We start from the raw sequence: 14,325 nt of genomic DNA, 5'->3' as shown, positions 1-14,325 counted from the left end.
GGGAGGGGCATCACGCGCCGGGCATATGACGACAACGTTGCCATCGAGTAACGGATCACCAGTCACCAGCCGCCCCGAACGCACAGAACGACTGCGGCACCGGCACCGCGACAACACTCCCGGAACCACGCGCTCCGCGATAATCGATCACCCCCCAAGACCCTGTCAATGGGCCCTCCCCCCACGGCAGTTCAGGCCCATGAACACCGCGGGCACCGCCCGGCCTGGGCCCGGTGGACTCCGGTCCGGTCCGTGTATGGCGTCTGGTTTCACCATTTGCCCAGTGCGGTGAGCGATCGTGGAAGCCGGCCGCGTGATCGGCCGGGCCCTCACGCGGACATGAGCGCGGGACAGCGGAACGGGTAGGCCCCCGCCCCCCCCCCCGCTTGCGGCGGGGACGGGGGCGGGGGCAGGGGCAGCCAACAGGGTTGAGAGCAGGGTCAGTCGCGGTTGCGGATCGCCTGCTTCGGCGGGGTGGGCTTTGTCTTTGTCGCCGTGGATGCCGCGCCCGTGATCACGAAGCTCGATCCCGGCTGTGTGACCACATTGCCGTCCGCCGAGTTCGTGATCGTCACATTCGTCAGCGCCGCGTTGCCCCGCGCGCCGCTCATCGCCAGGATTCCGGCTCCGTTGTTCGACTTGTCGATCCGTACGTTCGTGATCGCGACGTTCGGCATATTGCCGCCGCCCGTCTTGAACTGGATGCCGTCGTACGTCGAGTCAAAGATGTCGGTGTCCCGGATCGTGACCCCCGGGATATCTCTGGCCTGCGGGAACAGCGTGATCGCGCCGAACTCCTGGTCCTCGTTCCAGAACGCGCCGCCCGTGCGGTGCAGGGCGTTGTTGGCGATCAGGGTCTGCCCGGAGAAGGGCAGCGGGTCGTGGTCGGTCGCCAGCATGATGCCCGGGTAGTTCGCCGTGTCGTAGATCAGATTGTTCTCGATCTTGTTCCCGTAGCCGCCGTAGACCGCGACACCGTTGGCCCGCCAGGGCAGTTGGATGGTGTTGTTGAGGAACTGGTTGTCGTGCGCGATATTCACCGACGGGTCCTTCACATACCGGTTCGCCCAGACCGCCAGTGAGTCGTCGCCGGTGGTGCGGAAGGACGAATTGAACACCCGCGAATTGCTGGTGCCGTTGGTGAAGTTGATGCCGTCCGCATAGGTGTTGCGGATACGCATACCGCTGAACTCCAGCCCGTCGGCCGGGCCCCAGAGGTCGGGGATGTTGTCGTAGTCACGGCCGACCCAGACACCCACATTGGCGTGTTCCAGCCAGACATTGGCGATCTTGGTGTTCTTGCCGAACCGCCCGTTCAGGCCGACGCCGCCCTCAGCGCCGCCCGGGCCGCCGCGGATCGTGCCGGAGCCGAAGATGGCGATGTCGGATATCTGGGTGTTGTCGTCAATGTCGAAGCCGAAGTTGCCCTCGTGCGGGTGGTTGATGCTGCCGACGGCCTGGTGCGGCTCGGTGAGGGTGTAGAGCTGGGAGTGCCACATTCCGGCGCCCCGGATCGTGACATTGCGGATGCCGACCTGGTTGTACTGGCCCCGGTCGAGCGGGTCGTCCGTCAGGATCTTCTTCTCCTGGCGCCACTGCCCCGCCGGGATCCAGACGCACGCGATGGCGCCTTCCTGGTCGGCCGTCACCGCCCGCTGGATGGCGGCCGTGTCGTCGATGCCGTCGTCGGGGACGGCGCCGTACGCGGTGATGGAGGTGCACTCGGCGGGCTTGGCCGCCGGGGGAGCGACCTGCTCAAGATCGATCAGGTCGATGATGTAGAAGGAGGCCGAGTCGGCGGCGTCGCGCTGCAGGCGGAACTTGGTGCCGACCGGGTAGGTCGTCGGCAGCAGGGCGTGCGACTCGTCGAAGAGGCGCCGGGCGTCGGCCTGGGGCGTGTTGGTCAGCGCCTCGGGGCCGTCGGTGTCGCCGTACAGCCAGCTGTGCTTCGAGGAGAGGGTGAGCTTCCTGGAGAAGGTGTCATTGATGTAGAGGCTGATGGTGGCCTCGGTGCCGCCGCCGTTCGGGGCGTCCGGGATGGAGTTGCGCACCACGATCGAGTTCGACGGGTTGGTCGAGGTGAACTCGACGAACTGACCGGTGGAGTTGAGCCGTACCGACTTGCGCCCCGAGGACTCGGTAGCGAAGTTGGTGTGCCCGAAGGTGCGCAGCGGGTCGGTCTCCAGCAGGGTGCCCTGGTAGCGCGCGGCCTCTGCCTCGTACTCGACATACGGGACCGCCGCCCCGCGCCCGACCACGATCGAGTGCGAGAACGCGTTGTTGGTCTCGTTGGTCTCGGCGACGGTGTTGGTCGCGTCGGCGGTGGCGACGATCGTGGCGCCGCCGTTGGTGGCGGTCCAGGTGCCGTTGACGCTGACATTGACCGTGGCGCCCGCCGCGATCGCCGGGGTGTCGGTGTTGAGCGTGGTGCCGCCGACCACCACCCGGGTGACCGTGGTCGCGCCGGAACTGGTGGTTCCGCGGTTCTTCACCGCCACGGTGAAGCGGACCGCCGCTCCGACGGCCGGGTTCTGCGGGTTGGTCTCGACGCCGAGGACCTGGAGGTCGGGTCCTGGGCTCTGCGCGACCACCAGCTCCGGGGTCGCGGTGAAGCCGTTGTTGTCGTTGTCCTGCTCGACGACCGTGTCGGTCGGGTCCACCAGCGCCGACACCCGGTAGCTGCCCATCGGCCGCTTCCCGACACTCACCGGGACGGTCGTCGAGGCACCCGCCGCGAGTCCGCCGACCGCGGCGCTGCCCGCGACCGTTCCGCCGAGGCTGACATTGACGGTGGTCGCTCCGGAAGCGGCCGTTCCGGCGTTCCGTACGGTCGCGTTGACCGTGACCGTGTCGCTCTCCACCGGGGCGGCGGGGGTCCACGACAGCGCGGTGACGGTCAGGTCCGGGTTGGGCGCCGGGGCCCCGATGACCTGGAGTTCGGCGACCTGTCCGCCGCTCGCGCCGGTGTTGCTGAAGATCTGGAGCTGTACGTCGGCGGCGCGGCCGGTGACCGGGATGGTGACCGAGTTCTGGTTCGTGGCCGGGTTGAAGGTGTAGTTGGCACGGGCGGCCAGCGAGGTGAAGCCGGTAGCGGCCTGGTCGCGGCCCAGGACCTGGATGCTCTGGGTGCGCGTCCCCCAGACCGGGTCCGGGTTGAGCTTGACCACCACGCCGGTGATGTCGGCGTTGGCGCCGAGCTTCACGGTCAGGTTCGACGGGTGACCCGCGGACTCCCAGTAGGTGCCCACATTACCGTCGTTGGCGTTGCGCGCGACAAAGGTGAAGACCGAGGAAGAGGCCTCGATCGGCTTGCCGACCGCCAGGTTGGTGCCCTGGGGATCCTCGCCGCCGCCCTCCTCGCCGCCTTCCCCGCCGCCGTCGTCAGGACCGTAGATCTCGAACTCGGAGACCTGCGCCGCGGGCCAGGTCGTGTTGCCGGTGATGTTCACCCGTACGTACCGGACGGACGCCACCGGGAAGTCGACCGTCACGGTGTTGCCCGAAGCCGGGGCGAAGGACTGCCCCTGCGAGGCGGACAGGGTGCTGAAGTTGATCCCGTCGGTGCTGCCCTGGACGCTCAGGGCCTGGGTCCGGGCCTCCCACGAGGCCGGCAGTTTGAGCACCACCTGATCGACCGACGCGCTGTCGCCCAGATCGACCCTGATCCACTGCGGGAACGAGTTGGCCGGTCCCTCCCAGTACGAGGGCTGGCTGCCGTCGGTGACATTGGCGGCGGGATGGTTCCCCTCCGAGCCGCTGGCCGTGGCCGTTTTCCCCAGCGCCAGATTGGGGCGGGCGGCCGCCGAGGCGGAGACGGGCAGGAGCCCGACGGCGATCAGACCGGCGAGGACCGCGCCGATGATCAGCCGCCAGCGGAGCTGTTTCCGTTTCATGGTGTCCTCTGTTCTGTCGGAACGATCGGAACGTTCGGAACGAGAAGATCGACGAGAGCGGACAGCCCGCGGGACCGGGCCGGCCGTGGGCCCATGCTGTTAAGTTGCATCAGCAGTGCAAAAAATTGAGCTGGATAACCATCTTTTTGCGAGTCACAGGTTGCAGTCGTGTCACCGTTTTGTCAACGGTTCTCGCACGCCTGCCGCTCGGTTGCCGCGGCCCGACTGGTCCGCGGCATGAGAAAGCCCGCCTCCGCCAGGCCGGGGGGCCTGGAGAAGGCGGGCTGCTGTCCCGCGTGCGGTGAGTGCCCGGTGGCGAGGTCAGGGGCGGCCCAGCGCCCGGTACTCCCAGCCCGCCGCCCGCCACTGGGCAGGGTCCAGCGCATGCCGCCCGTCGACGATCCGGCGCCGCGCGACCACCGAGCCCATCGCATACGGGTCGATCTCACGGAACTGCGACCACTCGGTCAGCAGCAGCACCACATCGGCCCCGGTCGCGGCGGGTATCGCGTCCGTCGCGTACTCCAGCTCCGGGAAGGCGCGCCGGGCGTTCCCGGTGGCCGCCGGGTCCACGACCGTGACATGCGCGCCCGCCCGGTGCAGGGTCCTGGCCACATCCAGCGCGGGCGCGTCGCGTATGTCGTCGGAGTCGGGCTTGAACGCCGCGCCCAGCGCGGTCACCCGTACCCCGGCCAGCTCGCCGCCGGTCAGTTCGCGGACGAGATCGACCGTACGGGCGCGGCGGCGCTGGTTGATGCCGTCCACCTCGCGCAGAAAGGCGACGGCCTGGCCCACGCCCAGCTCCTCGGCCCGGTGGCTGAACGCACGGATGTCCTTGGGCAGGCAGCCGCCGCCGAAGCCCAGGCCCGGCTTGAGGAACCGGCCGCCGATCCGGTCGTCGTACGCGAGGGCCGTGGCCAGCCCCGTCACATCGGCGCCGGTCGCCTCACAGACCTCCGCCATCGCGTTGATGTACGAGATCTTCGTGGCGAGGAACGAGTTGGCCGCGACCTTCACCAGTTCGGCGGTCGGCAGATCGGTGACCACCACCGGGGTGCCCTGCGCGATGACCGGCGCGAAGGCGGCCCGTAGCTGCTCCTCCGCCCACTCCGAGGCCGTACCGAACACCAGCCGGTCGGGCCGCAGGGTGTCCTCCACCGCGAAGCCCTCGCGCAGGAACTCGGGGTTCCAGGCCAGTTCGACGTCCCTACCGGCCGGGGCGTTCCGCTGCACCAGCTCGGTCAGCCGGGCCGCGGTCCCCACCGGCACGGTCGACTTGCCGACCACCAGCGCCCGTCTGCGCAGATGCGGGGCGAGCGCGCCGACCGCGCTGTCGACGTACGTCATGTCCGCGGCGTACGAGTCCCGCTGCTGCGGCGTCCCCACACAGATGAAGTGGATGTCCCCGAACTCCCCGGCCTCCTCGGGGCTCGTGGTGAAGCGCAGCCGGCCGGAGTCCAGCGCCTTGGCGAGCAGTTCCGGCAGACCGGGCTCGAAGAAGGGCACTTCGCCCGAGCGCAGCCGTTCGATCTTGGCCGGGTCCACATCCACGCCCAGGACCTCGAAGCCCAGGACGGCCATGCAGATGGCATGGGTGGCCCCGAGATAGCCGGTGCCGATGACGGTGATGCGGGGAGCGGGAGCGGTCATGCCGGCCTCCAGGGGCGTACGGACGGCGCGCGAGCGGTCGGGCGCCTGAGCGGTGGAAAACAGAGAAGGCAGTGTGGTGCGGGTGGTACGAGCGGGCGGCCGACGGCCCGGTCGGCAGTCCGGCCGGCAGTCCGGCCAAGGAACGCGAGCGGTCGGGAGACCGAGCGGTCGGGAAACGCCGCCCGGTTACGGAACGCAGGCCGCGTTCGCGAGCCCCTTGGCCGCCCCGGTCACCTTGTTGTCGCAGGCCACCTCATTGCCGTCGGAGGTGAGATGGAAGCCCCAGCCGGGCCCGTCCACCTGCGCCGTATTGCCCTTGAAGGTGTTCCCGGTGCCCCAGCCCTTGAGGATCTCGTGGGTCTGGAAGCCGTCCTCGGTGGAGTGGCGGCCGGTATTGCCCTGGATCAGCCAGCCGTTGCCCTTCACATCGACCCAGGAGTCGTTGTGGGAGCCGTCGAGCTTCGAGCCGTCGAAGGAGTTGCCGGTGACCCGGCCGCCGGTGGTGCCCTCCTTGATGTCGACGGCCTCGGCGGTGGTGGCGGTGATGCGGTTGCCGACCACCGCGTTACGGTCGCTCGCGTCCGGCTTGCACTGGCTGACGGTGCACCAATTGGACTCGGCGGAGCCGATGTAGACGCCCTCGCCGAACTTCTCCTTGCGCAGTCCCGTGGTGCGGATGGTGTTGTCCCGGACCACGTTGTCCGAGCTGAAGTTCCGCAGATGGACGGCCTCGTCACCGATCCGCTCGACGGTGAGGCCCTGGATGACGGCTCCCCGTACCCGGTCCGCCATCACGCCCTTCTGAGCGTTCCGTACGGTGAAGCCGACCAGCCGCCAGTACGACGCGCCGTCGAGGTGCACCGCGTAACCGCCGTCCGTGCCGCCGCCGTCGATGACCGCGCCGGGACCGCCGCACAGGAAGACCGGGTTCTCGGCGGTGCCGGGGGTCTTGGCGGTGAAACGGCCGGTGTACGTGCCGTCCGCGAGCCGGATGCTGTCGCCGGGCCCCGCCTGGGCGAGGGCCTCCTCCAGCGAGGGCGCGTCGACGGCCGTGACCGAGGCCGGCGGGCAGGCGACCTGGCCGGAGGGCGCGGGCGAGGCGGAACCGGCGCTCGCCCCGTCCGTCACCACCGGGTCCGGCTCGGCCGGGTCGTCGGGCAGGGTCCCGGGCCGTACGGACCAGGTGGCCTTGGGCCCGGCCGTGGTGGCGCCCACGGTCACCTCGGGGTCCGGACTGTCGCCGCTCCCGGCGATGGCCACGACGAGCGCGGCGAGGGCGATCAGGAACGCGCCCCCGGACAGCCAGAGGGCCGGCCCGCTGGGCAGCCCGGCCCTGCGGGGCGGCTCGGGCGCCTCGGGCAGGTCGGGCGGAGGTGGGGTGGATGACATCGGCGGTAACTCCGGCTTCGCGGGAATGAGTTGTCGGGGGCGGGGTCAGGGGGGCGGGGTCAGGGGGCGGGGGCCTGGGATCAGGACGGGGCCTCGGGTCCGGTTCTTGGTCCGGGTCTCGGGTCCGGTTCTTTGGTCCGGTTCTTTGGTCCGGACCCCGGTGTCGACTCCAGGGGCCCGGGCCCCGGCCAGCAGGCAGGCCCAGGTCTACGTCGGCCCGGGACCGCCCGTCATCACAGGGACCCTGTGCCGCCCCCGCGGCCTCGTCCCCGTATCGTCCACGCCCGTACCAGCACCCGCACCCGCTTCCGCCACCCGCACCTCGGTGGCGGGCGCGCTCGGCAGCGGCTTCTTGTCCGCGTACGGATGGACCTTCGGCTGCCCGTCCCGCTCAATGCCCCGGCGCGCACCCAGCACCGCCGACACCACGATCAGCACCAGGATGGACACCCAGAGCAGCGTCATCGGACTGGCGTAGTGCTTGAACTTGACCCAGAAGGCGCTGGTGTCGTGCCACGCGAAGGTCTGGTTCTCCTTGAGCGTGACCTCGCCGTGCGCCCGGCTCGTGTCCACCGCGCTCGGGCCGACCCCGGCGACGACGTTGTACGAGACGGTCGACTTGTCGATCCCGCCCACCAGCGAGATGCCGTGGTTGGTGGCGTCCTGGACGGTGTTGCCCCGTACCTCCGCCTGCGAGTCGCGGATGTACACCCCGGTCTCGGTGCCCTCGATGATGTTGCCGGTGACCGTGGCCGACGACACCCCGTCGCGCACCGAGATGCCCTGGCGTGTCTGGCCGGTGAGGTGATTGCCGGTGATGGTGACCTTGGCGGAGTCCTCGCGGGCCACGATGCCCATGTCGCCGCCGTCGACCTCGTTGTTCTGGACGCCGACGTTCACCCCGCCGAAGACCTCGATGCCGTACCGGCCGTTGTCCCTTGCGGTGCTGTCGGACACCGAGTTGGAACCGTAGCTGCTGGTGGACTCGCCGGAGGCGGAGGGCCCGTTGGCCAGCGGCCGGCCGCTGAGCGTGAAGCCGTTGCCGCCGTTGGACAGCGCCTTCGAACCGGTGACCCGGACCTGCTGGGTGGCGCGCGACAGGACGAAGCCGTCGCCGCCGTTCCCCTGCGAGACCGTACGGTCCACGACCACATTGGTGACACCGCGGTGCAGCACCACCCCGTCCTCCAGGCTGTTGATCACCTTGGTCCGGATGATGTTGGCCCCGGTGGCGCCGGAGAGGAACAGCCCGTACAGATTGCCCGTGATGGTGGAGTTGTTGATCTCCGCGGAGACATAGGACAGATCGGGCACCGAGAACCGGCTGTCCGGAGCGGCCAGTTCACCCGCGGGCTGCGCGATCACACCGCCCGCGTGGGGCGTCTGCTCCGACTCGCGCTCGGCCTTGTCGTCGGCCGCCGCCAGCTCGCGCCGGTTGAGGTCCTGGTCGCCGTCGGTGTACTTGATGTTGCCGGTGTCGGGCCGGTCCGTACCGGTGAGGCTGAGGCCGCCCGTACGGCCGCTCCAGAACCCCAGATCCGAGACCTGTGCGTGGGACATCGAGAACTGGCCGCCGATGGCGCGCACATAGGCCCGCCCGTCCCGTACATCCGTATCGGGCTTGTTGGCCGCGGGGTCCCAGCTACTGATCTTCATCGGCGCCTGCGGAGTGCCCTCCAGAGTGAGCCGGCCGCCGAACGAGACGATCGAGACAAAGCCCCTGGTGTTGCTCGCCAGATGCAGGGTCAGCCCGCCCGGGCTGGACAGCTTCAGCTTCGCCCCCGCGAGCAGATAGATGTTCTCGGTGAGCAGGTACGAGCCGTCACGCTTGCTGCGCACAAAGGTCTGCGGGGCGAGTTTGAGCAGGTCGGAGACGCCGTACGGCTGAGTGCGCGGGGTGAACACCAGGGTGTAGCCGCCCCCGGTGTCCAGCCGGTACGGGCGGGTCCACTTCTCGCCCTTCAGCGGGGCGACGGCGGCCACCGCGCGGACCTGGTCCAGCCGGTGGTCCTCCTCGGCGACCAGCGCGGTCTCGTTCTCGGCGTCCTCGGCGGTGGTGACCGGCCGGTCGTCCTGCCCGTCCGAGCCGTCGGCCGAAGCCGGCGCGGGGGAGCCGAGGAACAGGGCCAGGGCCACGGGGAGTACGGCCGCGAGGCGCGCGGCGGTACGGAGTCTCGCGGTACGGATTCTCCGCGCGGCGGACGGCGCGTGCCGATGTCTCAACTGCGTCATCGCTGGACCGCCTCAGCCGAAGAAACCGAATCTGTCTGGACAGCACCTGAGCCGACAGCGGGCCCGCCGACGGAAGCGCCGGCGTGCGCCGGAATCGCGCCCGATCGCCCGGAGTTGTTGATGAGCGACGCCGCGTCCTGCCCCTGGCCGCCCACGCTGTCGCTCGTACGGGTCAGCCACCCCTGCTTGTTCATGGTGACGAACGCGTACAGCTTGATCGGCAGCGAGATCATGATGACCACCAGCGCCAGCAGCGGCAGCAGGAACAGGTCCTGTGGATATCTGCGCAGATGTGAGTAGCCGCGGATCCCGCGCCCCGCGATGAGCCAGATCAGAACGAGCACCACCCCGCGCCCGTTCAACTCCAGCCTGCTGAACAGCAGATACCCCAGCGCCATCCCCATCGTCACCGGCGTCAGCAGGATCTGCAGCACCGTGATCTTGGTGACCATGGGCACCCGCCAGAGCCAGCCCTTGTACAGCGCGGTCAGATAGCAGCGGTACGAGTTCCGGCTCCAGCGCACCCGCTGCTTCACGAACGCCGAGAGCGAGGCCGGGAACATCGACAGCGCCCGCGCGGAGGACTGGTGCACGGTCCGGTACCCGGACGCCAGGACCAGCCACGTCAGCCGCCCGTCGTCCCCGGCGACACACCGGCGGCCGAGGAAGAACTCGTTCTCCAGGTTCTCCAGCACCGGTTCGATCGCCGCTCGCCGATACGCCGCCGTACGGCCGGAGAGACAGGCCACCGCACCCGCGCGGCCCATGGCCGGAACGTAGTCGTAGTAACGGAGGTTGACGAGCCAGTCGGCCACCCGCCGCCAGACGCTGGTGCCGCGCAGATAGACGTTCTGCTGGGTGCCGACGCCGCCCACCTCGGGGTCCACGAACGGCATCTGGACCGCCGCGAGAAGCCCCGGCTGCCAGCGGGTGTCCGAGTCGACCAGCACGACGAGTTCGCTGGTCGCGGCCCGTATCCCCACCCCCAGCGCGGACCGCTTGCCGCGGTGCTCGAACGCCAGCACCCGCACCCGCGGATCCTTCACCAGCGCCAGCCTGCGCAGCACTTCGGTGTCCTCGACGTCCGGGACGATGATGATCTCGGTGGGGTCCTGATCCAGCCAGGTCTCCAGACAGTCCAGGAGGATGTCCGGGTCCTCGCGGTACGCCGGGACCACGACGGACACCGTCGTACGGAACTCGTTCACCACCGGCCGGGCGAACCGCGAGAGGACCGCCCGGTAGAGCCACAGCGCCCAGACGAACGCGCCGGCCAGGCCGAGTGGCATCACCTCACGCCATGAAGTCTCCCCCACCGCTGTGACGATCCATGACCATATTTCATCGAAAAACCCCGACACCGAACCCGGCCCCCACCCCACGTGGTGATGTGCTTTTGCGCCAGATATGCGCGTGGAGCGCTACTGTACGAAAGAATGTAGAGGCAGTGTGAGTATCTCTTCACACATGAAACGCAGGATTCACTCACTCTTCTCCGTGAACCCCCGCACCTCGGACATCAAACATTCGCGAATCACCGCAATTCGGGCGCCAGATGGCCGGGTTCAGGGTACCCAGTTCGGGGCACCGGGTTCGGGTCGCCCGCTTCTTCAGGCCACGTGGTCCAGGCTGGAACCGGACGTACTGGACGCCGCGGTCTCCGGCACGAGCAGGGCCTGTTCGGTCCAGATGCACTTTCCGCTGCCGGTGTAGCGGATACCCCAGTGCTCGGAGAGCGCGGCCACCATCTGCAGGCCGCGGCCGCCCTCGTCGGTCTCGCTCGCGCGGCGGATCCGCGGGGTGGTGGGGCTGCCGTCGTAGACCTCGCAGACCAGGGCCGTGCAGTGCAGCAGCCGTAGCCGTACGGGCCCCCGGGCATGCCGGACCACATTGGCGATCAGCTCGCTCACCAGCAGTTCCGTGGTCGTCACCAGCTCGTCGAGATGCCAGGCGGCGAGCTGCTCGCCGACGAACTTCCGCGCGGTGCCCGCGGACTGGGGATCGTCGGGCAGCGACCAGGTGGCGATGGACTCGGGCGCCAGCCGGTGGGCGCGTACGACGAGCAGCGCGGCGTCGTCGGGGTTCTGCTGGTCGGCAGGGAGCAGCTCCGAGGTGAGCCGGTCGCAGAGATCGTCGAGGTCGCCGTCGTGGTGGGCGGCCAGGAGCTGCGCGAGCCGGTCCATCCCGGTGTCGATGTCGCGGCAGGACGACTCGACCAGGCCGTCGGTGTAGAGGACGAGCAGGCTGTCCTCGGGGACCTGCAGTTCCACGGTCTCGTACGGCGGTTCGGCCACCCCGAGCGGCGGGTCGGGGGCCGACTCGGGGAAGGTCACCGAGCCGTCGGGGTGCACCACGGCGGGCGGCGGATGCCCGGCACTGGCGAAGGTGCAGACGCCGTTGGTCGGGTCGTATACCGCGTAGAGGCACGTGGCGAAGGAGTCGTCACCGAGACCGGAGATCAGCTCGCTGAGGTGGTTGAGGATCTCCTCGGGCGGCAGTTCGAGGTCGGTGAGTGTCCGTACCGCGGTACGGAGACGGCCCATGGTGACCGCCTCCGACAGGCCGTGCCCCATCACATCGCCGATGACGAGCACCACCCGGCAGCCCGAGACGGGAATGACGTCGTACCAGTCGCCGCCGACATCCATGCCCTGCCCGGCCGGCAGATAGCGGGCGGCGGCGGTGACGGCGGGCAGGGTGGGCAGCGCCCGGGGGAGCAGGGTGCGCTGGAGCTGCTGGGCCCGGCTGTGCTCGGCGTCGTACAGCCGGGCCCGTTCCAGCGCGTGCGAGACCAGACCGCTGACCGCCATCAGCAGGGTCCGCTCCTCGCCGGTGAACTCGTGCGGCCGGTCGAAGGCGATCACACAGACACCGACGCCCCGCCCGGACACGATCAGCGGCAGGAACGCGAACGCCTCCTTGTGGATCGCCCCGGGCCGGGCGGCATGCTCGGGGTAGGTCCTGGCGTACTCCTCCACCGATCCGCAGAACCAGGGGATACGGGTACGCAGCCGGTCGGCGGCCGGCGCCCTGCGCGACGCGGAGACACCATTGACCTCTTCGCGGAACTCCTCGGGGTAGCCGACCATCCCGACGACCCACATCCGGTCGTTCTCATTGACCTGGATGACCAGACCGGAGGCACCGAACGGCGGCAGCACCCGCCGGGCGACGGCGTCGGTCACATCCTGGGTGGTGACGGCCTCGGCCAGATCGGCGGTCAGTTCCTGGATACGGGCGGCCCGTTCGGCGGCCTGCCGCTCGGCCGCCTCGCGTTCCTCCTCACGCTGCCTGCGCTCGGTGATGTCGGCGAAGTAGCAGGCCAGGCCGTCGGGGACGGGGACGAGCCGGATATGGAACCAGCGCCCGGTGTCCGGCCACTCGGCGTCGAAGCCGGCCGGTGTCGTCCCGGCGGCGGTCTCGCGGCAGCGGGCCTCCAGCCCGGGCACCCGCTGGACCACCGGCAGATCCCACAGCACGCTGCCGACCAGCCGCCGCGAGGAGCAGCCCAGCAGGCCCTCCGCCTCCACATTGACGAAGGCGATCCGCCAGGAACTGTCGAGGGAGAGGAACCCATCACTCATATGGCGCAGCGCGCGGCGGATGGCATCGCGGCTGAGACCCGTCTCGGTGCTGTCCCAGGCCGTGCCCACGATCCGGTACGGCCGGTCTTCCGTGCCCGGTTCCGCGCGGCCCCGGACATGGGCCCACATCAGGGTGCCGTCGGCGGGGCGGCGCACCCGGTACTCCAGGTCGATCAGCCCGAAGGTGTTGACCGCCTGCTTCCACTCGTTGACCACCCAGGGCCGGTCGTCGGGGTGGATGATGCTCAGCCAGGTCTCGGTACGGCCGTCATAGGTCTCGGGGTCGAAGCCGAACAGATCGAGCAGGGTCCGGTCGACATGGAGGCGCCCGGTGGGCGCGTACAGCTCCCAGGAGCCGACCCGGGTGGCCTTGAGGACGTCCTGCGCCCCGGCCCCGGGGATGTCGGGGGCATCGGGGAGGCGGGGAATGCCGGCGGTTTCAGGGGCGGCCGGGGTGGCGGCGGCCGGAGTGGATACGGCTGGGGTGGCCCGGGTGCTTGAGGTCCTGGTGGAGGGTGGTGGATCCGTGACGGTGAGGCCGTTCTTGGACCAGTGGCGCGGGTGGCCGTCCCGCCCTCCCGTCGCGCCCGTGACGTCCCGCGCCCCCGGTGCGGTCTGCTCCGGGGGCGGGACGGTGGGCTCCTCGGCCCGTCGGAGCCGGTCGGCGGCCCATCCCGCGACGGCTCGGAGAGTGTCCTTCTGCGCGGTGGTCGGCTCGCCCGGGGCGGTGGTGACGACGGAGAGCGCCCCGAACGTTCCCTTCGGGGACAGCAGCGGCGTCGACACCATGCCCGTGCCGGGCCCCGAGGAGGCGGGCAGCCATACGGTGGATCCCCCGCGCACGGCCAGCGCCGGAGCCTCCGGGCCGCCGTCGGGTATTCCGTCCCAGGCGCGGGTGAGGGCACGCGGCAGCCCGCTGGCAGTGACCAGATACATACGGTGAGCGTTCACTGACCCACGGACATGGATCACACCACCGAGGCCGCTGAACTCCGCGACCGCCTGCTGAAGAGCGAGCCGCAGCACTTCGGTCTCCGGAAGAACGGCGTCCACGGCATTCAGCAAAGCCAGCCGCTCGTTCATACGCGCCAATCATATACAAATCGGATGAGAAGCGTACATGCGTGTCCATGGTGTCCCCTGCCGTGCACGTGCACCACTCATTGCCGAGGCCGGGGCGCTCAGCTCAGGAGTTCCCTGCCCGACTTCACCGCGTCGGAGCCGCCCTTCACCACGCCCTTGGCGGCCTTCACCTTCTGGCCCACCTTGTCTCCGATGACGCCCTCCACCACCGGACCGGCCTCTTCACCGACCGCCGACGCGGTCTGGGCCGTACTGCTCAGGGTGTCGCCGAGATCGGCGTGGGCCGCGGAGGGGGCGACGGCGGTGAGGAAGGCGGAGCCGGCGAAAGCGAGGAGAAAACGATGCTTGTTCATGATCGGTACAACGCGCGGGGACGCCGGAGGGCACGCGCCGGACGCCGCACTCCCCGACCCGGCCCGATCCAGCCCGATCGGGACGGAAGACCTAGCGTGGACACGTGGACAAGAACCAGAATCCGAACCTCCAAGAGGCGC

At 69.7% G+C, this 14,325-nt stretch carries 7 protein-coding genes; all 7 read right to left on the bottom strand.

Going from position 1 to position 14,325, the window contains the following annotated elements:
- Positions 1–440: 440 nt before the first annotated feature.
- Positions 441–3,893, bottom strand: coding sequence for a CARDB domain-containing protein (locus ACFU9P_RS12055; protein WP_384079133.1), 3,453 nt, complete (start codon positions 3,891–3,893; stop codon positions 441–443).
- A gap of 321 nt (positions 3,894–4,214) precedes the next feature.
- The gene (locus ACFU9P_RS12050; RefSeq protein ID WP_384079130.1) at positions 4,215–5,543 is read right to left on the bottom strand and encodes a UDP-glucose dehydrogenase family protein; all 1,329 of its coding nucleotides are present in this window, start codon (positions 5,541–5,543) and stop codon (positions 4,215–4,217) included.
- A gap of 186 nt (positions 5,544–5,729) precedes the next feature.
- Positions 5,730–6,932, bottom strand: a complete 1,203-nt coding sequence (locus ACFU9P_RS12045; protein WP_384079128.1) for a hypothetical protein — start codon at positions 6,930–6,932, stop codon at positions 5,730–5,732.
- Between the two features lie 207 nt (positions 6,933–7,139).
- Positions 7,140–9,164, bottom strand: coding sequence for a right-handed parallel beta-helix repeat-containing protein (locus tag ACFU9P_RS12040; protein WP_384079126.1), 2,025 nt, complete (start codon positions 9,162–9,164; stop codon positions 7,140–7,142).
- Complete coding sequence (locus ACFU9P_RS12035) at positions 9,161–10,480, bottom strand: glycosyltransferase family 2 protein (RefSeq protein ID WP_384079123.1); 1,320 nt, start codon at positions 10,478–10,480, stop codon at positions 9,161–9,163. Before ACFU9P_RS12035 ends, ACFU9P_RS12040 begins: the two co-directional genes overlap by 4 nt.
- 294 nt (positions 10,481–10,774) lie before the next feature.
- A complete protein-coding gene (locus ACFU9P_RS12030; protein ID WP_384079120.1) occupies positions 10,775–13,831 on the bottom strand; it encodes a SpoIIE family protein phosphatase in 3,057 nt (1,018 codons plus the stop codon).
- A gap of 98 nt (positions 13,832–13,929) precedes the next feature.
- A complete protein-coding gene (locus ACFU9P_RS12025) occupies positions 13,930–14,184 on the bottom strand; it encodes a hypothetical protein (RefSeq protein WP_376383857.1) in 255 nt (84 codons plus the stop codon).
- Between the last annotated feature and the right edge of the window lie 141 nt (positions 14,185–14,325).

The sequence above is a fragment of the Streptomyces sp. NPDC057617 genome (assembly GCF_042800555.1).
GTDB lineage: Bacteria > Actinomycetota > Actinomycetes > Streptomycetales > Streptomycetaceae > Streptomyces.
The sequence above is the reverse complement of the archived record's forward strand: the minus strand, read 5'-3'. Positions and strand labels throughout refer to the sequence as shown.

Coding starts and splice junctions, on each gene's coding strand:
- ACFU9P_RS12025 (WP_376383857.1), bottom strand. CDS start 14,184: ATGAACAAGCATCGTTTTCTCCTCGCTTTCGCCGGCTCCGCCTTCCTC.
- ACFU9P_RS12040 (WP_384079126.1), bottom strand. CDS start 9,164: ATGACGCAGTTGAGACATCGGCACGCGCCGTCCGCCGCGCGGAGAATC.
- ACFU9P_RS12045 (WP_384079128.1), bottom strand. CDS start 6,932: ATGTCATCCACCCCACCTCCGCCCGACCTGCCCGAGGCGCCCGAGCCG.
- ACFU9P_RS12055 (WP_384079133.1), bottom strand. CDS start 3,893: ATGAAACGGAAACAGCTCCGCTGGCGGCTGATCATCGGCGCGGTCCTC.
- ACFU9P_RS12050 (WP_384079130.1), bottom strand. CDS start 5,543: ATGACCGCTCCCGCTCCCCGCATCACCGTCATCGGCACCGGCTATCTC.
- ACFU9P_RS12030 (WP_384079120.1), bottom strand. CDS start 13,831: ATGAACGAGCGGCTGGCTTTGCTGAATGCCGTGGACGCCGTTCTTCCG.